The organism is Salisediminibacterium beveridgei, from assembly GCF_001721685.1.
In the GTDB taxonomy this organism is placed as follows: Bacteria; Bacillota; Bacilli; order Bacillales; family Salisediminibacteriaceae; genus Salisediminibacterium; species Salisediminibacterium beveridgei.
Genome location: NZ_CP012502.1, coordinates 127,671 through 154,245 on the forward strand (window position 1 = coordinate 127,671; position 26,575 = coordinate 154,245).

Annotated in this window: 24 protein-coding genes; 20 read left to right on the forward strand and 4 right to left on the reverse strand. The window is 49.4% G+C overall.

Translation table 11 applies throughout. The features are described 5' to 3' along the window. Positions 1-128: 128 nt before the first annotated feature. The 18 genes from BBEV_RS00635 to BBEV_RS00720 all read left to right on the forward strand — a co-directional run bounded on the left by BBEV_RS00635 (position 129) and on the right by BBEV_RS00720 (position 19,503). Entirely contained in the window at positions 129-1,043 is a 915-nt protein-coding gene (locus BBEV_RS00635; RefSeq protein WP_069363690.1) for an ABC transporter permease, read from the forward strand. Between the two features lie 26 nt (positions 1,044-1,069). Continuing rightward, complete coding sequence (locus BBEV_RS00640; protein WP_069363691.1) at positions 1,070-2,005, forward strand: ABC transporter permease; 936 nt, start codon at positions 1,070-1,072, stop codon at positions 2,003-2,005. A 13-nt stretch (positions 2,006-2,018) separates the two neighbouring features. Beyond that, entirely contained in the window at positions 2,019-3,068 is a 1,050-nt protein-coding gene (locus BBEV_RS00645; RefSeq protein ID WP_069363692.1) for an ABC transporter ATP-binding protein, read from the forward strand. After that, a complete protein-coding gene (locus BBEV_RS00650) occupies positions 3,004-4,074 on the forward strand; it encodes an ABC transporter ATP-binding protein (RefSeq protein WP_069363693.1) in 1,071 nt (356 codons plus the stop codon). Before BBEV_RS00645 ends, BBEV_RS00650 begins: the two co-directional genes overlap by 65 nt. 2 nt (positions 4,075-4,076) lie before the next feature. After that, complete coding sequence (locus BBEV_RS00655) at positions 4,077-4,625, forward strand: cupin domain-containing protein (RefSeq protein ID WP_069363694.1); 549 nt, start codon at positions 4,077-4,079, stop codon at positions 4,623-4,625. A gap of 144 nt (positions 4,626-4,769) precedes the next feature. Beyond that, positions 4,770-5,213, forward strand: a complete 444-nt coding sequence (locus BBEV_RS00660; protein WP_069363695.1) for a YwiB family protein — start codon at positions 4,770-4,772, stop codon at positions 5,211-5,213. Beyond that, on the forward strand, positions 5,210-6,877 hold the full coding sequence (gene argS, locus BBEV_RS00665; RefSeq protein ID WP_069363696.1) for an arginine--tRNA ligase: 1,668 nt from the start codon (positions 5,210-5,212) through the stop codon (positions 6,875-6,877). The genes BBEV_RS00660 and argS overlap by 4 nt, the downstream gene beginning before the upstream one ends. Positions 6,878-7,125: 248 nt before the next feature. Then, a complete protein-coding gene (locus BBEV_RS00670; protein ID WP_069363697.1) occupies positions 7,126-8,862 on the forward strand; it encodes a methyl-accepting chemotaxis protein in 1,737 nt (578 codons plus the stop codon). Positions 8,863-9,172: 310 nt separating this feature from the next. Continuing rightward, a complete protein-coding gene (locus tag BBEV_RS00675; protein ID WP_069363698.1) occupies positions 9,173-9,922 on the forward strand; it encodes a DeoR/GlpR family DNA-binding transcription regulator in 750 nt (249 codons plus the stop codon). 12 nt (positions 9,923-9,934) lie between these two features. Then, positions 9,935-11,239: a four-carbon acid sugar kinase family protein gene (locus BBEV_RS00680; RefSeq protein ID WP_069366542.1), complete on the forward strand. Its 1,305-nt coding sequence runs from the start codon at positions 9,935-9,937 to the stop codon at positions 11,237-11,239. Continuing rightward, positions 11,236-12,246: a 4-hydroxythreonine-4-phosphate dehydrogenase PdxA gene (gene pdxA / locus BBEV_RS00685; RefSeq protein WP_069363699.1), complete on the forward strand. Its 1,011-nt coding sequence runs from the start codon at positions 11,236-11,238 to the stop codon at positions 12,244-12,246. The genes BBEV_RS00680 and pdxA overlap by 4 nt, the downstream gene beginning before the upstream one ends. Positions 12,247-12,310: 64 nt before the next feature. Next, on the forward strand, positions 12,311-13,414 hold the full coding sequence (locus BBEV_RS00690) for a TRAP transporter substrate-binding protein (protein WP_084007145.1): 1,104 nt from the start codon (positions 12,311-12,313) through the stop codon (positions 13,412-13,414). 69 nt (positions 13,415-13,483) lie between these two features. Next, positions 13,484-14,260, forward strand: a complete 777-nt coding sequence (locus BBEV_RS00695; protein WP_198155033.1) for an alpha/beta hydrolase — start codon at positions 13,484-13,486, stop codon at positions 14,258-14,260. An 18-nt stretch (positions 14,261-14,278) separates the two neighbouring features. After that, positions 14,279-14,854 carry a TRAP transporter small permease gene (locus BBEV_RS00700; RefSeq protein ID WP_069363701.1) on the forward strand — a complete coding sequence of 192 codons (576 nt, stop codon included), beginning with the start codon at positions 14,279-14,281 and terminating at the stop codon, positions 14,852-14,854. 6 nt (positions 14,855-14,860) lie between these two features. Next, positions 14,861-16,135: a TRAP transporter large permease gene (locus BBEV_RS00705; protein WP_069363702.1), complete on the forward strand. Its 1,275-nt coding sequence runs from the start codon at positions 14,861-14,863 to the stop codon at positions 16,133-16,135. Between the two features lie 128 nt (positions 16,136-16,263). Further along, positions 16,264-16,650, forward strand: coding sequence for a GntR family transcriptional regulator (locus tag BBEV_RS00710; RefSeq protein ID WP_069363703.1), 387 nt, complete (start codon positions 16,264-16,266; stop codon positions 16,648-16,650). Continuing rightward, positions 16,647-17,552 (forward strand): ABC transporter ATP-binding protein, encoded by a 906-nt coding sequence (locus BBEV_RS00715; RefSeq protein ID WP_069363704.1) that lies wholly within the window; start codon positions 16,647-16,649, stop codon positions 17,550-17,552. Before BBEV_RS00710 ends, BBEV_RS00715 begins: the two co-directional genes overlap by 4 nt. Continuing rightward, complete coding sequence (locus BBEV_RS00720) at positions 17,524-19,503, forward strand: hypothetical protein (RefSeq protein ID WP_069363705.1); 1,980 nt, start codon at positions 17,524-17,526, stop codon at positions 19,501-19,503. The genes BBEV_RS00715 and BBEV_RS00720 overlap by 29 nt, the downstream gene beginning before the upstream one ends. 71 nt (positions 19,504-19,574) lie before the next feature. Here BBEV_RS00720 and BBEV_RS00725 read toward each other — a convergent pair whose 3' ends face one another. Genes BBEV_RS00725 through speE form a run of 4 tightly spaced genes read right to left on the reverse strand, consistent with a single transcriptional unit; the run spans position 19,575 to position 23,641 of the window. Then, positions 19,575-21,704, reverse strand: a complete 2,130-nt coding sequence (locus BBEV_RS00725; RefSeq protein ID WP_069363706.1) for an ATP-binding cassette domain-containing protein — start codon at positions 21,702-21,704, stop codon at positions 19,575-19,577. 5 nt (positions 21,705-21,709) lie between these two features. Continuing rightward, the gene (locus BBEV_RS00730) at positions 21,710-22,186 is read right to left on the reverse strand and encodes a hypothetical protein (RefSeq protein ID WP_069363707.1); all 477 of its coding nucleotides are present in this window, start codon (positions 22,184-22,186) and stop codon (positions 21,710-21,712) included. 10 nt (positions 22,187-22,196) lie between these two features. Continuing rightward, positions 22,197-22,775, reverse strand: a complete 579-nt coding sequence (locus tag BBEV_RS00735) for a hypothetical protein (protein WP_069363708.1) — start codon at positions 22,773-22,775, stop codon at positions 22,197-22,199. Next, the gene (gene speE / locus BBEV_RS00740; protein WP_069363709.1) at positions 22,772-23,641 is read right to left on the reverse strand and encodes a polyamine aminopropyltransferase; all 870 of its coding nucleotides are present in this window, start codon (positions 23,639-23,641) and stop codon (positions 22,772-22,774) included. The genes BBEV_RS00735 and speE overlap by 4 nt, the downstream gene beginning before the upstream one ends. A gap of 234 nt (positions 23,642-23,875) precedes the next feature. Between speE and BBEV_RS00745 the strand changes: the two genes are divergently transcribed. Next, positions 23,876-24,049 carry a XapX domain-containing protein gene (locus BBEV_RS00745; RefSeq protein WP_069363710.1) on the forward strand — a complete coding sequence of 58 codons (174 nt, stop codon included), beginning with the start codon at positions 23,876-23,878 and terminating at the stop codon, positions 24,047-24,049. A 379-nt stretch (positions 24,050-24,428) separates the two neighbouring features. After that, complete coding sequence (locus BBEV_RS00750; RefSeq protein WP_069363711.1) at positions 24,429-26,546, forward strand: (Fe-S)-binding protein; 2,118 nt, start codon at positions 24,429-24,431, stop codon at positions 26,544-26,546. The last annotated feature ends 29 nt before the right edge of the window (positions 26,547-26,575 follow it).

The following is a 26,575-nucleotide window of genomic DNA, read 5'->3' on the forward strand; positions in this document are numbered from 1 at the left end:
TTTCTTTCATAAGATCGGCTGCATTGTCCCTGCTCTTATGAAAAAAGAGGCTTTCTTTTGTTCAATGATTACAGTATTACTTGATTATTATGATCCTACACAAGTTGTTCTCACCTGGAGGTGAAGTTGTGAAGAAGTTTCTGCTTCAACGTTTGCTTCAATTGATACCGGTCCTTATCATTATGACCTTCATTGTGTTCAGTCTCGTCTACGTGGCAGGTGACCCGGTTGCGCTTATGCTCCCGGAAGAGGCGACGACAGAAGACGTTGCCCGTATGCAGGAGTCCCTGGGCTTGAATGAACCTTTTTACAAACAGTACGCCATTTTTCTCGGGAATGCCGTTCAGGGTGATTTTGGCGAAAGCTACCGCTACAATCAGGATGCGATGTCCATCGTTCTCGAGCGCTTGCCGGCAACCTTTGAGCTGGCCATTGCCTCCATGATCTTCGCAACACTCATTGCGATTCCAATGGGGATCTGGTCTGCGACACGTCGCAACACCTTCATCGATCTCTTCATTACCGGGGGATCGGTTCTTGGAAAAGCGATGCCGAACTTCTGGCTCGGGATTATGTTCATCCTGATCCTGGCAGTGAATACGCAAATCTTTCCGGTATCCGGAAGAGGCACTATCATGCACGTCATTTTGCCGGCCTTTACGCTCGGAACGGCAGTGGCCGCAGAGATGACGCGGCTGACCCGTTCGAACATGATCGAAATCCTTCAGCAGGATTATGTCAGGACCGCCAAAGCGAAAGGGATTGCCAACGGTTTCGTTGTGTATAAACACTCCTTTCGAAATGCGCTGATCCCGGTCATTACGATCATGGCACTTCAGACGTCCACTTTGGTGGGCGGTGCGATTGTCACCGAGCAGGTTTTTGCCTGGCCAGGCATCGGACAGCTTCTGGTGCAGGCGGTGAACGCCCGTGATATGGCCATTGTGCAGGCAGCGGTGTTTATCATTGCGCTTCTCGTCATCGGCATCAATTTGATCGCCGACATCCTGTACAGGCTGCTCGATCCCCGAATTAAGTACTAGCTGCGGAAAAAAAGGAGGTTATCCCTGTGAGTCAACCGATACAAACCGACCCGAGTCCAGACGGACCGGATCAGGCACCGGTTTCAGCAACAAGACACAAGAAAAACTCACCGTTGAAACGATGGGCTAAACTTCTGTTCCGCAGCACCACTGGAACAGTCGGGCTTTTCATTGTTTTAATCGTGATCTTTGTCGGCGTTTTTGCCGATCAAATCGCACCGTTTGGCGTCAATGAACAGAACTATGCCAATATGCTCGCGCCCCCGTCATGGCAAGAAGGCGGTACGCCTGAACATCTTTTAGGAACAGATAATCTCGGACGCGACATCTTAAGCCGGCTCATTTATGGGACGACCGTTTCATTACTCGTCGGCGTATTTTCCGTTGTCGTCGCCGGCGCGCTCGGCATGGTTGCCGGGCTGTATGCCGGTTATTACGGCGGCTGGACCGATACCATTCTCATGCGACTCGTCGATGCCTTTCTGTCGATTCCAAACATCTTGTTTGTCCTCGTTATTCTGGCCGTCTTTAATCCGGGGATCATGACCTTGATCTTTGCGATCGGGGCGACGAACTGGGTCATTTATGCGAGGCTGATCCGCGGGGAAGTATTATCGGTGAAGGAACGGGAGTATGTCAAGGCGGCAAAATCCATCGGGACGAAGAATTTCACGATTATGAGAAGACACATTTTACCGAACGTCTTCTCCACATTCATTGTCGTCTCCACATTGAGTGTTGCGACGACGATTATTCTCGAAGCATCCCTGAGCTTTCTCGGTATGGGCGTCAGCCCGCCGGATATTTCGTGGGGCTATATGCTCGCTGACGGCCGGGACTACCTGGCGACGAACTGGTGGCTCGCCACATTCCCAGGGCTTGCGATTACCGTAACCGTTCTCGGGATCATTTTCCTCGGTGACTGGCTGAGAGATGTACTCGATCCGCGATCACAAGGATGATAGGAGGGATAGCATGTCGGAACAGAAAAAATTACTCGAAGTCAACGATTTGAAAACCTACTTCTTCACCGAAGGCGGTACGATTCCTTCCGTTGACGGCGTCTCCTTCAGTGTCGATCGCGGTGAACTGGTGGCGATTGTCGGAGAGTCGGGTTCTGGAAAAAGTGTCACATCACTCTCGATGATGGGGCTTGTCGAGGAACCCGGGAAAATCGTGAACGGCTCGATCAATTTTGAAGGCAAGGATCTGGCGAAATACACAAACAGTCAAATGCGGAAAATCCGCGGCAACGATATTGCCATGATATTCCAGGAGCCGCTCACATCACTGAACCCGGTGTTTACGATCGGCAATCAGCTGAAAGAAGCGATTCTCGAGCATCAGAATGTGGATAAGAAAAAGGCGAAGGAAATGAGCATCAGTATGCTGAAGCAGGTCGGGATCCCCCGGGCTGAGCAGGTGTACCGCTCCTTCCCGCACTCCCTGAGCGGCGGCATGCGCCAGCGGGTCATGATTGCCATGGCCCTCTCGTGTAACCCGAAGCTGTTGATTGCTGATGAGCCGACGACCGCCTTGGACGTGACCATTCAGGCGCAGATCCTCGAACTGATGAAGGATCTCGTGAAGAAATTCGATACCGCGATTATCCTCATCACCCACGACCTCGGTGTGGTGGCGGAGCTGGTTGACCGGGTGATCGTAATGTACGCAGGCCAGGTAGTCGAGCAGTCGGATGTATTCTCCCTGTTCAAAAACCCGCGCCATCCGTATACGAGAGGGCTGTTGGACAGTACGCCGAAAGTACAGGACCTGGACGAGGAACTGAAATCCATTCAGGGGACCGTTCCGACGCCGTCGGAAATGCCTGCCGGCTGCCGGTTTGAACCCCGTTGCCCGTATGCGATGGACCATTGTAAAACGCATGAACCGAAGCTTGAAGTGCTCCCTGACGGACGGGATGTGCGCTGCTGGCTCTACGATGAGGAGGTGATGAAGGATGTCGACGAACGACCAGATCTCACGGCAGGAGCAGGATTCTACAACAAAAACACCACTGCTTGAACTGCGGAATGTGAAAAAATACTTTGACGTCACCGAAGCCTGGTTCTCCCGGAAACGGGAATACCTCCGGGCCGTGGACGGTGTCAATCTGAAGGTGTATGAAGGAGAAACCCTCGGTGTGGTGGGTGAGTCCGGTTGCGGTAAGAGTACAACCGGCAACCTCATCGTCCGCCTCCTCGAACCCACAGAAGGGGAAATCCTTTTCAACGGGGAAGACCTGGCGAAAATGGGTGGCGAAGAACTCAGGCAGAAGCGCAAGGATATCCAGATGATCTTCCAGGATCCGTTCTCGTCTTTGAATCCCAGGATGCGCGTATTCGAACTGATTGCCGAGCCCCTTCGTACGCACAAGACCCATTCAGGGAGTGCGATAAAAGAGCGTGTGTATGAGCTGATGGATGTGGTGGGGTTGAGCCGGGAGATGGCTGAACGGTTTCCCCATGAATTCAGTGGGGGTCAAAGGCAGCGGATCGGAATTGCCCGGGCGCTTGCTTTGAACCCGAAACTGATTGTCTGTGATGAACCGGTATCGGCTCTCGATGTGTCGATTCAGTCGCAGATTCTCAACCTGCTGCAAAAACTGCAAAAGGAGTTGAATCTGACCCTGGTCTTCATCGCTCACGGCTTACCGGCTGTGAAGCACATCAGTGACCGGATTGCGGTGATGTACCTCGGGAAAGTCGTTGAACTGACGACGAGGGAGAAGCTGTTTGCCAAACCGATGCATCCGTATACCGAAGGACTCTTGTCCGCTGTGCCAATCCCGGATCCGGAAGTTCGCCATCAGCGCGAGCGTGTCGTATTGAAAGGGGATATTCCAAGTCCCGTCAATCCGCCGTCCGGGTGCAGTTTCCATACCCGTTGTCCGTTTGCGGATGAGAAGTGTAAAACCGATGAACCGGAGTTCGAAGAAATTGAACCGGAGCACTTTGTCGCGTGTCATTACCCACTCGAGAGCGGTCAGGGGATTTTGGCCGGCAGCTCGGGTGAGAAGGGGGAGGAATGACGATGACAGAAACCGAACTCGCGAAACAGATCCGTTCGTCAAGGAACAATGTCGGTTTGACATTGAAGGACCTCAGTGAACGAACCGGGCTGTCGGTCAGTTTCCTCTCCCAGGTCGAACGGGGGACGTCATCACCAGCGATCAGCTCACTGAAAAAGATCGCCGATGGCCTCAGTGTACCGATCACGAGCTTTTTCACACCGGAACACAATACCACTTACACAACGGTTTCCGGTGAACGGCGCTCGTTTCGCATCGATGAGTCACCTGCAAAATATATGCGCCTGAGCGGAAATTTTTCCACCCGGACGATGGAGTCGCTGATTGTGACCCTGGACCCCGGGGCAACGGACAAAATGTTTCAGCATATCGGGGAAGAGGTGCACTATATTCTCGAGGGCCGGGTCAGCTACATCATAGACAGCGAGTCTTATCATTTGGAGAGCGGGGATTCGATCCATTTCCCATCGGACCGCCCTCACACGTGGCGCAACCCGAGTAAGGATGAGTGTGCAAAGATCCTCACTGTTGTGACACCGAAAATTTTTTGAATGGCAAAGGCTTGAGAAACCACCGGCACCGAGCGGTGGTTTTTTGTATATGATCACTTAATTCCATCCTGACTCTTGAATCGTGGTGCACACCTCCGCTATAATGAAAAGGTTATAACGGGTTCGAAAGGTACGGTGAAAAGGATGACGAAGACAGAAGAGCGAGTCGCCATCCGGATGGTGACACACATTTCCGACGGGGACCGCAGGGAAAAGCATACGATGGATGCGGTGGGACAACTCATGACCGGCTCAGGCCTGCTGGTGCTTCGATTTGAGGAACCGTCAGAAACGGATGACATACCCACTTCACAGCACATTAAGTGTACCGGTACGGAAATGACCGTCCGGCGCCATGGCCAGATCTCGATGAACCAGCGTTTCGTTGAAGGGGTGACGACCGAAGGTGTGTATCAAACGCCTGAGATCCGGATGCCGATGGAAACGACGACACGGCATCTGACCCATGAGTGGGATACCCATGAACAAAAGGGTGAAATCCAGTTAAGCTATGACCTCGTGCTTCAGGGCGAAGCAACGGGACGTTACGATATGACGATCAAGATCGAGGAGGCGACACGTTTATGAGTCAAGTAGAACAGGTGAAAGAACAGCTCAAGACCGCGCTCGTTCAGGCAGTGGTGGAAGCAGGCCTTGCCACGGAAGAAGACGTGCCGGCAGTGGAAATTGAAACGCCGAAGGACAAATCGCACGGGGATTATGCATCAAACATTGCCATGCAACTGGCGAGGGTGGCGAAAAAAGCCCCGAAACAGATCGCCGAAGACATCGTTACGTATTTGAACAAGGATCAGGCCGCGGTGGAGAACGTGGAAGTGGCAGGCCCCGGCTTTTTGAATTTTACGATGAAGAAAGATTTTCTGGCTGAGATTGTGAAAACGGTCCTCGACAAAGGCGGACAATACGGTGAAACCGATGTGGGGCAAGGCAAAAAAGTGCAGGTGGAGTTCGTCTCCGCCAATCCGACGGGCACACTTCATCTCGGTCACGCCCGCGGTGCGGCTGTCGGTGACGCCCTTTCCCATATCCTCACCAAAGCGGGCTTTGATGTGACGCGGGAATACTACATCAACGATGCCGGGAACCAGATCGATAATCTGACCTTGTCTCTTGAAGCCCGGTATTTGCAGGGGCTTGGTGAAGACGTGGCGATGCCGGAAGACGGCTATCAGGGAAAAGACATCATCGGCTTTGCCGAAGAGCTGGTGGAAACGTATGGTGATCGCTTCAAGAATGCGGACCCAGCGAGCCGCCAGTCGTTTTTCCGTGAATTCGGTCTGAAGCGGGAGCTTGACAAACTGAAGCAAGATCTTGAAGACTACCGCGTTGGTTTTGACGTGTGGTTTTCCGAAACGTCTCTGTATGAGGACGGACTGGTGGAAGCGATTCTCGGCGAGTTGAAAGAGCGGGGCAAAACGTTCGACCACGAAGGGGCCACCTGGTTTCGTTCAACAGAATTCGGGGACGATAAAGACCGTGTCCTCGTCAAGGGTGACGGCACATACACCTATCTCACGCCGGACATTGCCTACCACAACGATAAATTCAAGCGCGGCTTTGACGAAGTCATCAACATCTGGGGCGCGGATCATCACGGCTACATCCCACGGATGAAAGCGGCGGTTCAGGCTCTTGGGTACAAGGAAGAGCAGTTGAGCGTGCAGATCATTCAGATGGTGAATCTGTATGAAAACGGTGAGAAGGTCAAGATGAGTAAACGGACCGGTAAAGCCGTCACGATGCGTGACCTGATGGAAGAAGTCGGCATTGATGCCACGCGCTATTTCTTCGCGATGCGCGCAGCGGACACCCACCTGGATTTTGACCTGGATCTGGCCAAGTCCCAGTCCAATGAAAACCCTGTGTTCTATGTGCAGTACGCCCACGCGAGAATCTGCAGTATGATCCGTCAGGCCACAGACAAGGGATACACCGTTAATCCGGATGCGGATCTCTCCCTTTTGACGTCGGATAAAGAACATGATCTCATGAAAAAAATGGGTGAATTTCCGGAAGTCGTAGCCGATGCCGCGACGCGAAGATTGCCGCACCGCATCACCAATTATGTGCACGAGCTCGCACAAGCGCTGCACAGCTTTTACAATGCGGAGAAAGTGCTCACAGACGATGAAGCACTGACGAAGGCCCGCCTCGCTCTTGTGGAGGCCGTTCGCATCACCCTCAGCAATGGCCTGAAGCTGGTCGGGGTCCAGGCACCGGAAAGAATGTAATGGTATTTGAAGCACCGCGATCCTGTTCAAACGGGGTGGCGGTGCTTTTTGTATGGGCTGAAAAGGGCATTTCTGTCCCCGGTCGAAGAAAAGTAGGGCGTTATTGAGAGTGAAATCAGGGCAGTTACAAAATCGGATCAGAAAAACCATTCAAATCTCATACTTTTTTGCCGATATAAATTTGTAGTACAGAAATCAAATGATTGACTAACAGATGTCGATTAATCGGCAGAAGCAGGGGGTACATAATGGGAATTCGTAACAAAATGATGGCGATTTCAGCGGTGCTGTTGCTGTTGCCCGGACTGATCGTCGGGGGAACGGCCTACTACACAGCAAACCAGGGCCTGAATGAATCCGGAGAAACGACGATTGAGAACGCCGTCACGATGGCACTCATGCTCATCGATACGATGGATCAGCAGGTGGAAGCAGGGGCGATCACCTTGGAAGATGCTCAGGAACAGGTGAAGGAGTATCTGCTTGGTGAGATGCAGGAAGACGGAACACGACCGATTACTTCAGACATTGATCTGGGTGAGTATGGGTACTTCGTCATTTATGACGAGGAAGGCAACGAAGTGGCACACCCGACCCTTGAAGGGGAAAATGTCTGGGAGGCGCAGGATGAGCAGGGCCGCTTCCTCGTACAGGATCAGATTGCCGCAGCCCAGGCGGGTGGAGGATTCACGGTGTATTCATGGGAATTCCCCGATGACCCGGACAGAACAGGTGAGAAGATCATGTATAACGAAATGGATCCAAACTGGGACTGGGTCGTTACCGCGGGATCGTATATGGTCGATTACAACGAAGCCTCAAACGCCATCCTTTGGGCGGTCGTCTGGACGCTGTCCGGGGCGCTCGTCATTGGTGGCGTGGCCATCTACTTTTTCGCGAACAGCCTGTCACGTCCGGTGAAGGACGTGCAGGATCAGCTGAAGGCGATGAGTGAGAACGATCTGGCGCAAGAAGACCTACCGGAGAACCGGAAAGACGAATTCGGGGACCTCGCCCGCAGCATGAATCTGATGAAGCACAACATGAACGGGATGGTGGCAAAAATCATCGATTATGCCAATCAGCTCGCCTCCTCATCAGAGGAGCTCACCGCCAGTTCAGAAGAAACGACCAAAGCAACGGAGCAAGTGACCGAATCGATTACGAACATCTCGGAGAGCTCTGCAGATCAAAGTGAAATGGCCAACGCCATGCAAGAAGATGTCATGGACGTGTCAGAAATCATTGCCCGCATTCAAGGCAATATGAAGAAAGTCAATGCAGCGGTGGATGATACGGCCAGCCGTGTGGAAGAAGGCAAGCAGCAGGTGGACGATTCGTCTGATAAGATGGGCATGATCCGGCAGCAGACGGCCACCGCGGTCTCTTCGATCCACGAGCTGAGTCAGAAATCGCAGGAGATTGAAGGAATTCTCGGATTGATCACGGACATTTCCGAACAGACCAACCTCCTGGCCTTGAACGCTGCGATCGAGGCGGCACGGGCAGGGGAGCACGGCAAAGGGTTTGCCGTTGTCGCGGATGAAGTCCGTAAGCTTGCCGAGGAATCGAACCGGTCTGCCGGTAAAATCAGCGGGCTGGTGGGCGAAATACAGCATGATATCGAAAAAGCGACGAACGTCATGAAAGAAAATGAGAACCGGGTGGAAGAAGGCCGTCATTCGATCAGTCTCACGGGTGAAGCGTTCGACAAAATTGCATCGTCCAAAGACACGATCGTGACGCTGTCCGGCGAAGTCTCCAGCCATATTGAATCCGCCAATACCACAACCGGAAAAGTTGTGGAAGCGGTGATGAAGACGGTCCAAGGTGTGGAAGAAGCCACACAAGAAGTCACAAGCATTGCCTCAAGCGCCGAGGAACAGACCGCCTCCATGGAAGAAGTCGCGTCAGCCGCGGCATCCCTGTCGCAGATTGCCGACGACCTCGATGAGATTGTCTCATCCTTCCAAACTAAAAAGTGAATTGAATCCGTAAATAAGCCCTTGCCGATTTTTTGGCAAGGGCTTTGGTTTATGCTCCCCTGGAAAGTTTAAGTGATTTCCTTTATGGCAAAACACATGAACGGTCGTATGTTGAATGATTTCATACTTTTTACTCGGCTGGTAAATGTTCAAAGTTAACATAAAGAACGATTCCTATGCCACATGTGCTCACTGAAAGCGCTCTTAGGCAGAATTTTTTAAATATTCATAAATAATATTGACAAAAACGATCAAAAAGAACATAATTAACACATAAGTTGATAATAAATAACAGAATGAGGTGGTGGAGATGCTCCCGGTTGCAAGGAGAAGATGGTTAGAAACCAAAGTGCAAGATGAAGGACAAATTGATATCGATGCAATATCTGAGCTGTTGAAGGTCTCACCGATGACCATCAGAAGAGATTTAAAAGAACTGGAGTCAAATAATAAAGTGATCAGGACGCACGGAGGGGCAATTTCGCCATATTCATTGACTCAGGAAGTTCCATATTCATCGAAAGAAAATAAAAATGTTCAGTTAAAAAAAGAAATTGCGCAAAAAGCATTATCTCTGATTCAGGAAAATTCAACGATCATTCTGGATTCAGGTACGACAACGTTTGAATTGGCCAAGTTGATCAAGAATCTGGATGCATTAACCATCATCACGAACGACATCAAAATTGCGAATGAACTGCTTTACAGTAAACATAATGTCATTGTGATCGGGGGAGAAATGCAAAATGACATTGGTGCATTGTTCGGTTCGGCTGCAGAACAAATGCTGAATATGATCCATGCAGATTTCCTGTTTTTGGGTGCGCATGCAATCAAACTCGAAGAAGGCATTTCCGCTCCGACTTTTGGGAAATCACAAATCAAAAAATTAATGATTAATGCCGCGGCAACAACCTGGTGTCTGGCAGATCACAGCAAGTTTGATCAATATTCATTCACAAAGGTATGTAAACTGCATGAACTGGACGGAATCATCAGTGATAATGGCATTTCAGAATCCACGCTGACCAGGTATAAGGAGTCAGTAGACATTCTATAGGTGGTGATCAATTTGAAAGTCGGAATAATCGCCGATGATTTAACAGGGGCGAATGCCACCGGAGTAAAATTACTGGACATTGGATTCCGTGCAGTAACGTATTTGCAAGGTTCAAAGATAAATTTGAATCACAAAAAATCATCTGCTTGCGTTGTGACGGACAGTCGGTATTCCAACCCTGAAGAAGCGAAAAAAAGAGTGGATGAAGCGTATCGTTCCTTAACGACATGGGGGGCTGACGTGATTACCAAGCGGATTGACAGTACATTCCGGGGAAACATCGGGTATGAACTGGAAAGCCTCTTGAACGCCGCCGGAGAAAATAGCTACGTAATCCTCTCGCCTTCATTTCCGGGATCAGGAAGAAGAACGGAGAACGGCGTGATGTATGTAAACGATGTCCTGTTGGAAAATACAGATGTTGCATATGATCCGATCCATCCCCTCAAAACGTCATACATTCCTGACTTACTTAAGAGTCAGACCAGTTTACCTGTGGATCTCGTATCCATAGAGTCGGTAAAGGGAGGTTCCGATACTGTACTTCATGAACTGACAAAGAAAATCAAAGAAGGCAGCAAAATCATCATCTGTGATGGGAATCATGATCAGGATATTGAAGTCCTTGCTGATGCGGTAAAAAGATTGGAAAACCAGCAGATAGTGATTGCCGACCCTGGACCATTAACACTGAACTATCTGCTTGCAAAGTCCGCACAGGATCAGTACGAACAACAAAAAAAATGGATCATCTCTGTTGGCAGTGTCACAACCGTTACAAAAAGTCAAATCGATTATCTGGTGCATGAGAAAAAAATCCGTATCATTCATATCAACGCAAACTGCCTGGTTGAACAAACAAAGAGGCAAGATGAAATGAATCGGACCGTTAACGCGGCCTGTGAATCCCTGGAGACTGAAAACGTCGTGATTGTATCCACGTCAAATTCCGAACTGAATTTGATCGATATCGGTAAGGCAGCGTCAGATGAAAAGGTATCCGAAGATGTCATTGCAAAAAGACTGACGGATGGTTTAGCCGGCATTACGAACCGTATCATTGAACGGACACCGTCGGTAGCAGGCAGTTTTTTCTGTGGCGGAGATGTACTGGCGTCCTTCTGTGAAGAAACAGGTGCACAGGGAATTGAATTATTTGGCGAGGTGATGCCGTTGATAGCTCATGGGAAATTGCTGGGTGGTGAACGGAAAGGCCTCGATGTGATAACGAAAGGCGGAATGATTGGAGGCAAAAACGCAATACAGGAAAGTTTGGCGTACTTACAAAATATTTCAATGAGGAGTGGATCTTTATGAGTAATCAAATCATCGCAATCCCAATGGGAGACCCGGCAGGAATCGGACCGGAAATCACCGTAAAAGCATTGGCGATCGAAGAAATATATGATGTTTGTTCTCCTTTGGTTGTTGGACATGCGGAGATCTTAAAAGATGCGATGGCATTTTCGAAAGTGGATTTAAAGATCAATAAAATCAATAAACCTGCTGAAGGGAAATATGAATTTGGTACCATCGATGTGATTTCATTCGATAACCTCGATTTAAACCAGCTTCAACTGGGTGTTGTTCAGGCTCAGGCGGGGCAGGCATCATTTGATTACATTGAACATGCCATTAAATTAGCAATGAATGGTGAAGTGTCTGCTTTGGCAACAACACCGGTAAACAAAGAATCCCTTCAGGCGGCTGGCGTGCCATTCATCGGTCATACAGAAATGCTCGAAAGACTGACGGAATCAAACGATCCGTTAACCATGTTTGAGGTAAGAACCATGAGGATTTTCTTCTTAACCCGGCATGTATCACTTAAGGAAGCGATCGGACAAATGACCAAAGCCCGAGTGGAAGAGTATATCGAGCGGTGTGATCATGCCTTAAGAAAATTGGGCGTTGAAGATGGAAAAAGAAGAATTGCAGTTGCGGGACTCAATCCGCATTCCGGTGAGAATGGGATGTTCGGCAGGGAAGAAGTCGACGAAATTGGGCCGGGAATCCAGGCGGCAGTGGATAAAGGATTTGATGCAGTTGGACCGGTTCCGGCAGATTCAGTCTTTCACCATGCATTAAATGGAAAATATGGAGCCGTACTCTCCCTTTATCACGATCAGGGTCATATTGCAGCAAAAATGACTGATTTTGAACGTACGATATCCATTACGAATGGCTTGCCTTTTCTCAGGACGTCAGTGGATCACGGAACGGCTTTGGATATTGCAGGTCAGGGGATTGCAAGCAGCGTCAGCATGGAAGAATGTATTAAATTAGCTGCAAAATACAGCGAATCGTTTTATCAGATTTCATAATCATTGCTCTTTTCCCCCTGTCCAGGGGGGTTTAGATAAAAACATTTAAGAAAAGAGGGGTAACGTGAAGAAACAAATCAGCATGATCAGCTCAGTCGTTGGTGTAAGCGCTTTACTGGTGGCTTGTGGAGATAATGAGAATAATGCAGGAAATGATCAGGAGCCAAATGACACGGGAGCGGACAACACAGTGAACGAAGAGAACAATAACGATAATGCGAATGAGACGGCAGATGCAGATCACGAGTTTGAAGAAATGGTTCTGCAACTTGGTCACACGAGTCCAACCTCAGATGATGCTCAATATCATCAAGGTGCATTGGCATTAGCTGAATATGTGGAAGACGAAACAGATGGTGCGGTAACCATCGAAATTTTCCCGAACAGTGAACTTGGTGGAGAGCGGGAAATGCTTGAGTCCTTGCAGTTGGGTAACCTGGATATGACATTCTTCTCATCAGGTCCATTAGGGAATTTCGCAGACATGGCGAACGTCTTTGACTTCCCGTTTTTATTCAGAGATGAAGACCATGCACATGCTGTACTCGATGGTGAAATCGGCGACATGGTAAATGAACAGGCTCAGGAATCAGATATTAAAATACTAGCCTGGGGTGAAAACGGCTTCCGTCACATCACCAATAGTGAACGTCCGGTTGTTACACCTGAAGATTTGGAAGGTCTGGATATCCGAACGATGGAAAATGAAATCCATCTGTCGGCATTCTCCGCGTTCGGCGCAAATCCAACGCCGATGGCATTCCCTGAGTTGTTTACAGCTCTGCAGACAGGCGTAATGGATGGCCAGGAAAATCCATTATCCGCGATTGTGCCAAACAGTTTCTATGACGTTCAAAGTCATATCACACTGTCAAACCACGTATACAGCCCGGCTCCGTTTATCATCAATGAGCAAATCTTTAACGGGTTTTCACCGGAATTGCAGGAAGTCATTCAGGAAGGGGCTTATCATGCACGTGATTTCAACCGGCAGTTCATTCAGGACTGGAACGAGGATTATCTGGAAACGGCCATTGAAAATGGCATGGAAGTTGTAGAGAACGATGAGTTTGATTATGATGCTTACTTCGAAGCGACACAAGAAGTATATGATGAGTATCAGGACGAATATGGTGAGCTCTTTGAACAGATTCAGGAAGTTGAATAAGTAACGGTTTTTGCAATGTGGCCGGCTTTCCGGTCACATTGTCTACATAACGGAAAGGGGGAATGAATGGTGGAGCAACATCAATGGATAACAGGAAGGGATGGATTGAAGATCGCTGCAGTCATTCACTTCCCTGAAGAATATGAAACAAACAAGCAGAAGACGATTATTTACGGTCACGGTTTCACGGGTAATAAAACCGGAGATAACCGGATGGGGGTCAAACTTGCCCGTTTTCTTTCCAGAGAAGGCTATGTCGTGATCCGTTTTGATTATATCGGTTCAGGAGAAAGTGAAGGAGATTTCGAGGATAAGACAACCGTTTCCGGATGGCTGTATGATTTCAAAACGGTGATGGAGTTCACGAAAAATAAATTAAGCATCGATAATAAAAATATTTGTTTCATTGGACACAGCTTAAGTGGTGCGATTGTTACGCAAATCGCAGCTTCGTCAGAACAGGTTGGTGCCGTTTGCGTTCTGGCGCCGGTCCATGATCTTGTGAATAATATAAAGGTCGGAGTAATCGGTGAAGGCCTTTGGGAAAATGCCCTTCAGGGTGAGCGGATCCATGATTTTTTTAATAAAAAATACGCAGTGGACAGCCGGTTTGTAAAGGAGATGTACCAGTACGACATGGATGAATCGATCAAATCAGTTTCCGTACCTTTTTTCATTGTCCATGGGGAAAAAGATGAAGTCATTCCGTTTACAGAAAGTCAGAAATTCCATCAAAAGCTGACTGGGAACGTGAAACACATCGAAATAATGAAGGGTGAGGGACATCTATTCAGCGATTCGCTTTTTCCATTGGTTTCAACCTGGTTACAGGACAGCTTTAAATAGAAACGGGGTGTAACATAAATGCCGCTTAAAATCTTGAAATGGCTGGATGAATATGTTGAGGAAGTCATTTTAGTTGTGCTTTCGATGACGACTGTTGTGGCCATTGCGACACAGGTATTTATGCGTTTTGTGCTCGGGTCTTCCCTGGCATGGTCGGAAGAATTGGCACGTTATTGTTTTATCTGGCTTGTCTATATCGGTATCAGTTACGGTGTCAAAAAGCAGCGGCATATTAAAGTCGATGTGACGCTGCTTTTATTTAAAAACAAAGGAAAAATTGTTCTTCAGATGATTTCCAATATTTTGTTCTTATTATTTGCACTTGTGATTGTTTATTATGGCAACGATGTTGCACAAAGAATATTGGGATTTGGTCAGACCTCACCGGCGCTGAAGATTCCAATGGGCTACATTTATTTTGCCACAGTTGTGGGAATGTCATTAACATCAATCCGTTTGATTCAGCAGCTGATTAAGCAATATAAAGCACTGGTTGGTAAAGAAAGTTTTGAAGTGAAAACTGAACAGCAAAAAATTCTGGAAGAAATAGAAAAAGAGCAATCCGGTTCCGATGATACAAAGGAAAGCAGGTGATGGAGCATGACAGCTTTAGTGTTATTCGGCAGCTTTGCTGTATTACTGTTGTTGACTGTTCCTGTTGCCATATCATTAGGAATTGCATCACTGATTACAATCATTTATACCGATGCCATCAGCATTGATTTTCTTGCGCAAGGGTTGATTACGTCCGTGGATTCTTTTCCACTCATGGCGATCCCTTTTTTCATCCTCGCAGGAGAAATTATGGGGAAGGGCGGAATTTCTGAACGGCTTTTTAATGTAGCCAATGCTTTTGTGGGAAACAAAACAGGTGGATTTGCAATCGCTACCATTTTGACCTGTATGTTTTTTGCGGCTATCTCGGGTTCAGGTCCCGCAACGGTTGCAGCAGTTGGTGCCATAATGATTCCTTCAATGGTCAGACAGGGTTATGATATTAAATTTTCGACTGCCGTTGTAGCGGCGGCCGGTTCTCTTGGGGTCATTATTCCTCCCAGTATACCGATGGTTATTTACGGTGTGGTAGGTGGAGCCTCAGTAAGTGACATGTTTATTGGGGGTATTATTCCAGGCGTGATTGTCGGACTGGGCCTGATTATTTATGCCTATCTGCATTCAAGAAAACAGGGCTATACAGGAACAGACGAAAAAACGTCAGCGAAGGTCATTGGGGCTGCGTTATGGGATGCCAAATGGGCCCTTTTGATTCCGGTTATCATTCTTGGCGGGATCTATGGGGGTATCTTTACACCTACAGAAGCGGCTGTTGTTGCGGTTGTATATGGCTTGTTGGCAGGACTGGTTCTGTATCGGGAACTAAAAATCAGAAACTTGCCGAGGGTTTTTGCCGATGCAGCTTTGACGACAGCAACCATCCTGATCATTGTCGGTTCTGCAACAGCATTTGGACGACTGTTATCGGTGGAAAGAATCCCCGGGCAAGTCGCAGAGTTTATGCTCTCCATATCAGAAAGTCCAATTGTATTGATTCTCCTGATCACATTACTGCTGTTGTTCATCGGCTGTTTTATGGATACCGTAGCAGCTATCATCATTATGACACCGATTCTGTTGCCGATAGCGACTAATCTTGGCTATGACCCGATCCATTTTGGTATTATTATGGTTGTTAATCTGGCAATCGGATTTATCACGCCCCCATTAGGCGTCAATTTATTCGTGGCATCCGGGATATCGGGATTATCCATTGAACAGATTTCACGTGCGATCATTCCATTCTTTCTGGTTCTGGTCTTCACCTTGCTGGTCATTATCTTCATTCCACAGTTGTCTTTAATGATTATAGGTGATTAATAAAATCTTCCCTCAGCGTGCAATAGGCTGGGGGTTTTTTCTGTAAAAGCGCTGGACAAACCGTACTAACCGTACTATACTGTATAATACAGTTAGTGCGAGAGACAAACACTGATGGAGGTGAGGTTATGCTGAATATTGATATACGAAGCCGCGTCCCGATCTATGAACAGCTGATGAATCAGCTGAAATCGATGATCATTCATGAGGTCATTGCCGCCGATGAGCAGCTGCCGTCTGTCCGGAATCTGGCCCAGGAACTGACGATCAATCCGAATACGATACAAAAAGCCTATCGTGAACTCGAACGGGAAGGGTACATTTATTCCATACCTGGCCGTGGACGGTTCGTGTCGCCGCAGACCCACCATCAAAATAAGGAGCGGTTGACGATGCTGACAGAAGAAATCGAGACCATGATTTCGGAATATCTTTATCTCGGAGGCACGAAAGACAACATTCTGGCGATGCTGCACACGAAGGATGAGGCAGATCAAGGAGGAGAGCAGTCATGATTGCAACCGAAAGTATCACCAAAACATTCGGAGACCTGAAGGCCGTCTCAGACGTCAGCCTGAATGTCAAAAAAGGCTCCATATACGGCCTCTTAGGATCAAACGGTGCCGGGAAATCCACCTTGCTGAAAATACTTGCGGGGATCTACCGGGCGGATCATGGGGAAGCGATTGTTGACGGCAAGCCGGTTTTTGAAACACCTGAAACAAAAGGACGGACCCTGTTCATCTCGGATTATCCGTATTTTTTTAATCAGACGAGCCTTGACGATATGGCACGCTTTTACCGAGGTGTGTATCCACATTGGAATGAAAAGCGCTACACGCAGCTGAGCGCCCATTTCGAGATCGATCAATCCCAAAAACTGAACCGGTTTTCAAAAGGGATGCAGCGGCTTGCGGCGATGATCCTGACGATTTCCGCCATGCCGGATGTGCTGATCTTGGATGAGCCGTTTGACGGGCTCGATCCCGTCGTCAGACACCAGATGAAGAATATTCTTCTGCAGGAAGTGGCGGACCGTTCCCTGACGCTCATGGTGTCGTCCCACAACCTCCGGGAGATGGAGGATTTCTGTGACTATGTGGGCGTCATGCATCAGGGGGAAATCCTGTTTGAAAAGGATCTCGACGATCTGAAGAGCGATGTGCATAAGATCCAGCTCGCCTTCAAACAAGCACCGGGGCATGATGCGCTGACCGATCAACTGGATCTGTTGCACCACGAACAGCGCGGCAGTATGCAGATGCTCATCGTTAAAGGGAATAAAGAAGCGATCATTGATCATATCAAGCAGTTTGATCCCGTGATCGTCGATGTGCTGCCGTTGACACTTGAAGAAGTCTTTCACTATGAAATGGGAGGTGCTGGCTATGAAATCCGTAACCTCATTATTGAATAAATCCTTGTTTCGGATGCAGCTCTCCACCGTGACGTGGATTGGTTTTTTCCTCACCGTATCATTACTCGTCGTACTCCCGATCAGCATCCTGACCAGGGAGTTGAGCGCTGCAGGGAATTCATCGGGTGGTCCGGGGCTGTTTTACGGGTCGGAGCTCAATACCCTGATGGCCTTTTCCTATCCGTTTCAATTGCTGATCATGGCCACTTTCCCGGTGCTGCTTGCCGTGATCCTCATGAACTTCATGACGAAAAAACCGGCGACAGATCTGATGCACAGTCTGCCGTTTACCCGGGAAAAGATTCTCGGCCATCTGTATACCGTCGGTCTGACGGTGCTCACCGCACCGCTTGTCCTGACAGGTGCGGTTTTGATGATCATCAACCCGATGCTCGATGAACGGTTTTACAGTATGGGTGACATCGTTGTCTGGATGCTGTTAACGCTGTTTATGATGCTCCTCATCTTCAGTCTGGCCATGTTCACGGGCATTCTCGTCGGCAACAGCCTGCTTCATGGTGTACTGACTTATGTACTGATCTTCGTGCCCGCACTGCTGGTTATCTTAAGTATTGTCAATCTGCAGTATTTCATCGTGGGTCTGGCGCAGACCGCCTACATTGAAGCGATTGCCTTGAACGGGATCATCTTTGCCCGCTGGATGGAGATGACCTATGATCCCCTGGGCTGGGTGGAATTTCTCGCTCAGGGCGGGGTTGCCCTGCTCCTGATTGGTGCAAGTTTTGTACTCTATAAACGCAGGCAATCTGAAGCAACGGAAGAGACCCTCGTGTTCCGGGGCGTGCGGCACGTCTTCTTGTATGGCCTGACGTTCTTTTTCATGCTGCTTGCCGGGGTGTATTTTACAGAAGTGCTCCGTGGCGGCATGGTCTGGACGTATATCGGCTACGCCATAGGGGCCGTCATTTCATATACGTTTTTGCAAATGATCATTCAGAAGGCGCTGCGCCTGCGCTGGCCTTGGAAAGATTTTGCGGTCTTTGCCGGTGCGGTGATTCTGCTTTTGGTTCCGATTGAGATCGGTTCGTCCTACTACGAACAGCATATCCCGGCAGCAGAAGATGTCGCCTATGCGCAAATCCACACGCCGAACATGGACATGGGATTCGGCCGCATCCAGGAAGAGCGTCAGGTGACGGATGAGGCGACGATTGAGGCCATTACGGACCTTCACAGCGATCTGCTCGCTCATGCGCAGACCAATCCGGACTCCTGGCATCGGATTGAACTGACCTATCAGTTGAATAACGGCAATACGATTCAACGGGAATATACCGTGACAGAACGGTTCCTGGAAGAGGAGACGTTGGCGTTACGGGAGATGGATGGCTTCAAGCGGACGTATGATCCGGCGTATCTGATTGAAGATGTGGACATCACCTATGCGACGGTTCAGGGCAATCTTGGCCATAACATGGACGGGGATCGCATCGCGGATCCTGCGGATTTGAATGCTTTGATGGATGCAATGAGGCACGATGTGGAACAGCGCCCTGCGCAGGTGTTCATTTCCGAACGGGGCAGTACCATCGGTTCCATCCGGTTTGAAACAGCCGACAATGACTCCGTTCATTTCTATCTGACAGCGCAGGATCCGGCGACCATGGCATTTCTCAATGACCAGGGCTTTTATGACGGCCTGCTGGTTCCTGAAAATATTGAGACAATGTACGTCATGGAGTGGCTGGGCGATCATGATTTCTATGACGTGATGAATCGTCTTGAAATGAACGAAGTAGCCCCGGAAGATTTGACCGACAACGTGTTGATTGTGGAAGAGGATGAGGAGCAACAGGAACTTCTCGATTATGGCCATGCCTATGAGGAAATGCAGTATGTAGCGATTCTCCGGACGGATTACGGCTATACCTTTTATGGGTTTGAATCCTACGAGGTCCCCCAATTTGTCATTGATCACTTTGAAGAATAAAGTAAATAGGGCAGCTGTTTAAAGCACAAAAATCCGAACCTTCTGTAACAGAGGTTCGGATTTTTTTCGGTTCACAGTCTCTTTTCAAGCTGTGCCCGCAGCTCCGGGGCCCGTTTTAAGAGGCTCTGGAACATTTTCCGCTGCAGGGATAAGAGTACGAGCGGCGTCGCAGCCACGATGGACGCGGTGCGTGGCACGTTTTTCAAGAGGGCGATTTCCCCGAAGAAGTCCCCGTCACTGAGGCTCGCCACGGTTTTGACTGTGCCGTCATCCATCGTTTTGACGACGTCGGCTTTCCCCCGGACGATCAGGTAAAATTTATCCCCTTCATCACCTTCTTGAATGACCTGTCCGCCTTCTTGGAAGGTCTCGGTCATAAAGAAATTCGACAGGTCATCGAGCAAGGCTTCCTCCACTTCGGCTAACAGCGGAATTGCCCGCAGGCGGTTCCCGGACACAAACGCTTCCTGGCCGTCGTCACTGAAATGAAAGCCGCTTTGCTTCGCGTAGAGTGTCTGGTAGTGCCCTTCTTTTTTCAGGAGATCCTGATGCAGCCCGGTTTCAACGATCTGTCCGCCGTCGAGGACGAAGATCCGGTCCTGATCGAGGGATGTCGTCAAGCGGTGGGTGATTGATATGACGGTCCGATCTTTCGCCAGGTGGCGGATGACCTCAAGGATTTCCTGCTCCGATGACGGATCCAGTGCGGAGGTGGCTTCATCGAGAAATAACAGCGATGGCTGTTTCAAAATCGCCCGGGCAATGGCCACGCGCTGACGCTGGCCACCTGAGAGGTTCCCACCCCGTTCTCCGGCAGCGGTCTCATAGCCGTCCGGCAACGCTGTTATCACGTCGTGGATCCCCGCAGCTTTTGCGGCTTCTTCCACGTCTTCATCCGTCGCTTCGGGTAACCCGAGGCGGATATTATCACGGAGCGAGCGGTTGAACAGGAAAGTCTCCTGGGAGACGATGCCGACTTCGTGTTGAAAGGCGTCATCGTCGATCGAAGGAAACGCCACATCATCCCAATAGATCGTTCCCTCTGCTGGTTCGTAGTAACGCATGAGCAGATTCATCATCGTGCTCTTCCCGGAACCGCTGGCGCCGACGAACACATTGAACCCCTTGGCGGGAATGGCCAGGTTGGCATCGCTCAAATGATTCTTCGCGCCGTCATAGCTGAAAGAGACGTGATCAAACCGGATGGCCTGACGTAAGGGGCCGATTGTCGTTGTGCCATCACTCACCGCTTCCTCCTCCTCGAGCAGTTCATCAATCCGGTCAAGGCCGGATTTGGCCTGAACGAGCTGAGGGGCGAGCCAGGTGATGTCAGAAATGAGAAAGCTCATCGTTACCAGAATCGTGACGAAAGCGGACAGGGAACCGATCGTAATCATCTCGTAAAAGGCCAACAAAGAGCCCGCACAAATGGTGATCACGATGACGAACAGCACCCCGATTTCCGTGGTCCGGTCGAGGAGGTAGTTCAGGAAGTTCGCTTCCCTCGCAGCCGTTTGCAGCTGACGGATTTCCTGTTTGAATCCCCGGATCATGCGCGTCTGCAGACCGAAAGCTTTGATGGTTTCCTGCCCCTGAATGTTTTCCTGGGCAGAGGCGTTCACCGCTGCCTGCAGGTTTTTGTGCGCGCGACTCGCAGTGAATGCCCGGCCGCTCAAGTAGTTGGGGAGGACAAAGCTCAAAGCGAAACCGAAGAGGGCGAGTCCGGCGAGCTGCCACTGCAAGAGGAAGAGAATGACGATGTTCACAACGAGATTCAAACTCGCCATCACCAACTGCGGAAACGGGATCAATAAGGATTCCAACGCGGACAGATCGGTATTGTACCGGGCAAGAATATCGCCGGATTTCGTCTTCTTAAAAAAATGCAGCGGCAGGCGCTGCAAGTGACTGAAGATCCGTTGATAGAAATCCGCCATCAGTCCGGCAATCAAAGTGGCGTAGGCGCGGTCCCTGAAAAGACCGAGTACCGAGGTGACGACCGTTCCCACGGTAATGAAGACAATCAATAGAGTGAGTATCCGGAGGTCACCGGGCACGATTGCGTAGTCAATCATCAGCATCAGACTGAGGGGCAAAAAGGCCTGAAAGGCAAGTTCTGCCACAAGAATCGCGAATATGATCAACGCCTTGCCTTTTTGTGCCTGAAAAAGCAGCAGAATCCGCTTGATCAGTTCAATCATGTCAATCAGCCTCCGTCTTCTATTGCGGGAACATAGATGGGTTCATCACTCAGTGAAAGCCCGGTAAACGTGGAAATGCCTGCGCGTTCCAACGCTTTTCGAAATCCGGGGTGATGGGGCAGATCTGCGATCAGCGTTTGTTTCAATGCCGTTGCCGCATCGGTGATCCAGCGCTGGGTCCACACCTCGGCGCCGAGTTCTTCATAAAGCGCCAGGCGTTCATCGTATTTCTGTTCATTGAACCTGACGGTAAAGGGATCTTCTGCAAAGGTAAGCTGTTTTTGAACCGGTGCTACAATACTCAGCTCGGAGAACGTCCATTTTAACTCGACCTCGAACTGTCTTGGAATCAGAAAACTGGTCCCATGGGCGATCACTTCGCCATGATGGACTTCATCGCCGGTGTTGATTTCAACCGGCCAGCGGATGGCATGATCGTCAAAAGCGTTCACAAACAGATCATAGAGGATCAGATAGCTCATCTTGTTCGCCTCACTTTACTATGGATTTTAACCGGAGACCCCGGCGCATGGATGCATCCATGTCGGCCAGTTCGGATTCGTTTTTCGGAACGTAGCACAGGCATGGCACAAATTCATCATCATTTTCATCGCAGTAAATCGGATCGGTCAATGCGGTGACGGGAAGTTTCATGATCCGGTTTAAGAGCCTGAAGAAGGACGGGCGGATCAAACAGAGAAACATGTGCGTTTGCAGTTCGTCCTTTCCAATCAGCATCAAATCGCGGATCAGGAGAAACAGGTGCTCGTTGCTCCGGTTTTCTTTGGCGATCGACAGTTTATCGAGTTCATAAACCGGGGCGGTCTGGCGTTTGACTTCAGATTCTTTGTAAAACGGGTAATCCCGTTCAATCAGACTCTCGCCTTCGGGTATGTAGGGAAGGAGTTCGAACGTACCGATCACTTCCCCTTCATTGTTCGAGATTAAATACTGCAGCCGTCCGCTTCGTTCGAGGTCTTCATAATACCAGTCTTTCCCTTCCCACGCACCCTTTGCAATCGCATAAAACTGTTGCTGCTCCGTTTTTGTCTGAACCACACGGTACGTCATGTCCGCTCCCTCATTTTCAGATCATTTCTGACATATTCAGGATGGACAAAGCTCGCTTCAAGAACTTCCGGGGTCACGTAGCGGTTCTCACCATGCGGTTTGATACCGGTGAGCGTTGCCGGGACTTTTTTCATGCCGATGGTAAAGGAATACAGGCCACCGTTATAGGTCGGAATCGTTGCGTGATACGTCTTTACCGCCGGGAAAAACAGATCCAGCACTTCGCGGATGTGCTGCAGGTAGAACATGTTAAACACCGGGGAGAGGCTCTGACAGCTCATGATCCCGTCCGGGTTCAGGCGTTTGTGGACGTTCTGATAAAATGGCTGTGAGAACAGTTCCACCGCAGGGCCCACCGGATCGGACGAGTCGATAATGACCACATCGTATGTGCGGCTGGCGTTGGCCATATACTTGACTCCGTCCTCATAGTGGACATGAATCTTTGGATCCAGAGGGCCTTCCCCGGCCACTTCAGGCAAAAAGCGCTGTGCAGCACGAACAACGGCCTCGTCAATTTCGATCATATCCACCCGTTCGACGGAGTCGTATTTGACGACTTCATTGGCGACACCCAGGTCACCGCCGCCGATGATCAGGACGTCTTTCGGATCCGGATGAAGAGCAAGTGGCATGTGTGCAATCATTTCATTGTAAATGAATCCGTCCATGGATGTGGTCTGCAGGATGTGATCAAGGATAAGGCAGGGCCCAAAATCATATGTATCGAGCACCATCAGATGTTGGTAGGGTGTTTGTTCTTCATGCAGGATCCGCCTGACGCGGTAGTTTAATGAAGCATTGTCGCCTTCTTCGACGAAGTACCACAGTTCGCCGTCTCGTTCCATTATGCTTTTGGGTAACATGGCATTTCCTCCTAATGTTGAGAACTGTTTTACATACCTTATCATATTCATCAGATAATTACTCGAAAATACGCATAAAATCGTCAAAAAAAAAGAAAGGAATTTGGTGAAGGGGGTAGATGTCCGTACCTCTTTCTGATATACTCGTTATAGAGAGGTTAGACATCATGCCCCATATTCTGGAGGGAACTTGTTTTGCTAATCCAAGACGCACGACACGAGAGGTGAACCACAATGTTTCAGGAAGTTATTCTGGCACTGATTGCCGGAGCGATCGTTGGCTTTTTATTTGGAGTGATTAAGTTGCCGATTCCTGCACCACCCGCCTTACCGGGCGTCATGGGAATCTTCGGCGTGTATCTTGGATTCAAACTGTTTCAGTATGTTTCGACAACCTTCTTCTCCTGACCCCGCCCCTTTGATTAGATTGATATAAAAAAACAGGCTGTTCCCGAATTCCCGGGGACAGCCTGTTTTGCGATCTATGACTCATTTTTTTTATATAGAAGAGGGACGGAAATTTGAGGGGATCCGTCCCAGCTTCAGCAGAGTTACTGCGATTCGCCTGTCTTGTCATCGAAAGAAACAGGCTGCGTTCATTATACACGTTACGTGGATAAATACCAACAACCGTATCGAAAATGAAAAAAACAGAAAAAATTTATGAATGAATAATCATTCACTAGAAAAATGTGCTATAATTGTCGATGAACAATAACCTGAACAGACGATTTTCTGACACAAAATCCGTCTGAAAAACAATCAGAAGACGAAAGGAGTGGCTGATATGGATCCGATTCTTATTAACTGGATCATGTTTCTTCTTGTAACCGCTTACGCTGTCTATCTTTTTTCATCCCTTGTCAAGACGCGTATCGAGTACATTAAACTGGGGCACAAGCCCGAATTTATTCTGACCGCGAAAGAACGGTGGAATGCGATTCTAACGAATGTATTTGGTCAGGAAAAACTGTTGAAAGACAAAAAGAGCGGGATCATTCACGTAATGATCTTCTATGGCTTTTTGCTTGTGCAGTTCAGTGCCATCGACGTGATTTGGAAAGGTCTCAGTCCTGGTGGGCACTTGCCGCTGGGACCGTTGTACCCGTTCTTCACCTTCTTCCAGGAAATCGTTGTGGTGATGATTCTTGTTGCCGTACTTTGGGCTTTTCACCGCCGGTACGTGGAGAAGCTTGTCCGCCTGAAGCGAAACTTCAAGGCGGGGCTTGTGCTGATTTTCATCGGCGGGCTCATGTTCTCCAAACTCTTTGCCAAAGGGTTTGAAATCGTCTGGCTTAACAAGGAACTGAGCATGTCCCAGCCGATTGCCTCGGGGATCGCGTCGATCTCAGGAGGACTCGGTGAAACAGGAGCGGCTGCCGGCTTTTTCATTATGTGGTGGCTTCACCTCATGTTCCTTCTTGTATTCCTGGTGTATATTCCGCAGTCCAAGCACGCCCACCTGATTGCAGGGCCTGCCAATGTATACCTCGGACCAACCCATAAGCGGGGGCAGCTGGAATCCATCAATTTTGAGCATGAAGATGCCGAGAAATTCGGGAAGAATCAGATTGAAGATTTCGATCAGAAGCAGCTCCTTGATCTTTATGCCTGTGTGGAATGCGGCCGCTGTACCAATATGTGTCCGGCGTCTGGCACCGGGAAGATGCTCTCGCCGCAGGATCTGATTATCAGGATGCGGGATCACCTGACGGAAAAAGGTGCAGCCATCACAACACGTTCCTCCTGGATGCCGGCATTCGCCTTCAGCAACACCCGCAGCAATCAGCTCGCTGCTGCAGGAGGGGATGAAGAGGCGCTTGCCCAACTGGATTTCAATCCGTATGACGTGAATCTCATCGGTGACGTTATCACTGAAGAAGAAATCTGGGCCTGTACGACGTGCCGAAACTGTGAAGATCAGTGTCCGGTCATGAATGAGCATGTGGATAAGATCATCGACTTGCGCCGTTATCTTGTGTTGACGGAAGGGAAGATGGAACCTGACGCGCAGCGCACAATCCAGAATATTGAGAAGCAAGGCAACCCGTGGGGCATAAACCGCAAAGAGCGCGAGAAATGGCGCGATGGGCGGGATGATATTGATGCACCTACCATTAAAGAAGTGAAGAAACGTGAGGAAGAATTTGAATACCTCTTTTTCGTCGGATCCATGGGCTCCTACGATAACAGAAGCATCAAGGTGGCCCAGTCGTTCGCCAAGATCATGAACGAAGCCGGGATCAAGTTCGCGATTCTCGGAAACAAAGAGAAAAATTCCGGTGACACACCGCGCCGCATCGGGAACGAATTCCTCTTCCAGGAACTCGCAGCGGATAACATTGCGGAGTTTCAGAAGAATGACGTGAAAAAGATCGTCACGATCGACCCGCACACGTACAATTCCTTTAAGAACGAGTACCCGGAATTCGGACTCGAAGCGGAAGTGTATCACCACACGGAACTGATCCATCAGTGGATCCAGGAAGGAAAACTGAAACCGACGAAATCGGTGGACGAAACCATCGTGTACCACGATTCCTGTTACCTCGGCCGCTATAACGACAACTACGATCCACCGCGGGAAATCCTCAAGGCGATCCCGGGCGTCAACCTCGTTGAGATGGAGCGAAACCGCGAAAACGGCATGTGCTGCGGTGCAGGCGGCGGCATGATGTGGATGGAAGAAGACACCGGTACCCGGGTGAACGTGGCCCGAACCGAACAGGCGCTGGAGACAAATGCCTCCATGATCGGCAGTGCCTGCCCGTATTGTCTGACGATGATGAGTGACGGGACGAAATCCAAGGAAGTCGATGAAGACGTGTCGACCATGGATGTGGCGGAGATTCTCGAGAGGTCTCTCGAGTTGTCAAAACCTGAACCGGAACCTGCCGAGGTGTAAACCGCCGGTGCGACAAGACGGAAACAGCG

What these genes read in the sequence shown, in the direction of transcription:
- BBEV_RS00655 (WP_069363694.1), top strand. Translation starts at nt 4,077, where the DNA reads ATGACAGAAACCGAACTCGCGAAACAGATCCGTTCGTCAAGGAACAAT.
- BBEV_RS00745 (WP_069363710.1), top strand. Translation starts at nt 23,876, where the DNA reads ATGTTTCAGGAAGTTATTCTGGCACTGATTGCCGGAGCGATCGTTGGC.
- BBEV_RS00705 (WP_069363702.1), top strand. Translation starts at nt 14,861, where the DNA reads ATGACAGCTTTAGTGTTATTCGGCAGCTTTGCTGTATTACTGTTGTTG.
- argS (WP_069363696.1), top strand. Translation starts at nt 5,210, where the DNA reads ATGAGTCAAGTAGAACAGGTGAAAGAACAGCTCAAGACCGCGCTCGTT.
- BBEV_RS00750 (WP_069363711.1), top strand. Translation starts at nt 24,429, where the DNA reads ATGGATCCGATTCTTATTAACTGGATCATGTTTCTTCTTGTAACCGCT.
- speE (WP_069363709.1), bottom strand. Translation starts at nt 23,641, where the DNA reads ATGTTACCCAAAAGCATAATGGAACGAGACGGCGAACTGTGGTACTTC.
- BBEV_RS00650 (WP_069363693.1), top strand. Translation starts at nt 3,004, where the DNA reads ATGTCGACGAACGACCAGATCTCACGGCAGGAGCAGGATTCTACAACA.
- BBEV_RS00715 (WP_069363704.1), top strand. Translation starts at nt 16,647, where the DNA reads ATGATTGCAACCGAAAGTATCACCAAAACATTCGGAGACCTGAAGGCC.
- BBEV_RS00720 (WP_069363705.1), top strand. Translation starts at nt 17,524, where the DNA reads ATGAAATCCGTAACCTCATTATTGAATAAATCCTTGTTTCGGATGCAG.
- BBEV_RS00675 (WP_069363698.1), top strand. Translation starts at nt 9,173, where the DNA reads ATGCTCCCGGTTGCAAGGAGAAGATGGTTAGAAACCAAAGTGCAAGAT.
- BBEV_RS00670 (WP_069363697.1), top strand. Translation starts at nt 7,126, where the DNA reads ATGGGAATTCGTAACAAAATGATGGCGATTTCAGCGGTGCTGTTGCTG.
- BBEV_RS00725 (WP_069363706.1), bottom strand. Translation starts at nt 21,704, where the DNA reads ATGATTGAACTGATCAAGCGGATTCTGCTGCTTTTTCAGGCACAAAAA.
- BBEV_RS00735 (WP_069363708.1), bottom strand. Translation starts at nt 22,775, where the DNA reads ATGACGTACCGTGTGGTTCAGACAAAAACGGAGCAGCAACAGTTTTAT.
- BBEV_RS00660 (WP_069363695.1), top strand. Translation starts at nt 4,770, where the DNA reads ATGACGAAGACAGAAGAGCGAGTCGCCATCCGGATGGTGACACACATT.
- pdxA (WP_069363699.1), top strand. Translation starts at nt 11,236, where the DNA reads ATGAGTAATCAAATCATCGCAATCCCAATGGGAGACCCGGCAGGAATC.
- BBEV_RS00700 (WP_069363701.1), top strand. Translation starts at nt 14,279, where the DNA reads ATGCCGCTTAAAATCTTGAAATGGCTGGATGAATATGTTGAGGAAGTC.
- BBEV_RS00710 (WP_069363703.1), top strand. Translation starts at nt 16,264, where the DNA reads ATGCTGAATATTGATATACGAAGCCGCGTCCCGATCTATGAACAGCTG.
- BBEV_RS00645 (WP_069363692.1), top strand. Translation starts at nt 2,019, where the DNA reads ATGTCGGAACAGAAAAAATTACTCGAAGTCAACGATTTGAAAACCTAC.
- BBEV_RS00730 (WP_069363707.1), bottom strand. Translation starts at nt 22,186, where the DNA reads ATGAGCTATCTGATCCTCTATGATCTGTTTGTGAACGCTTTTGACGAT.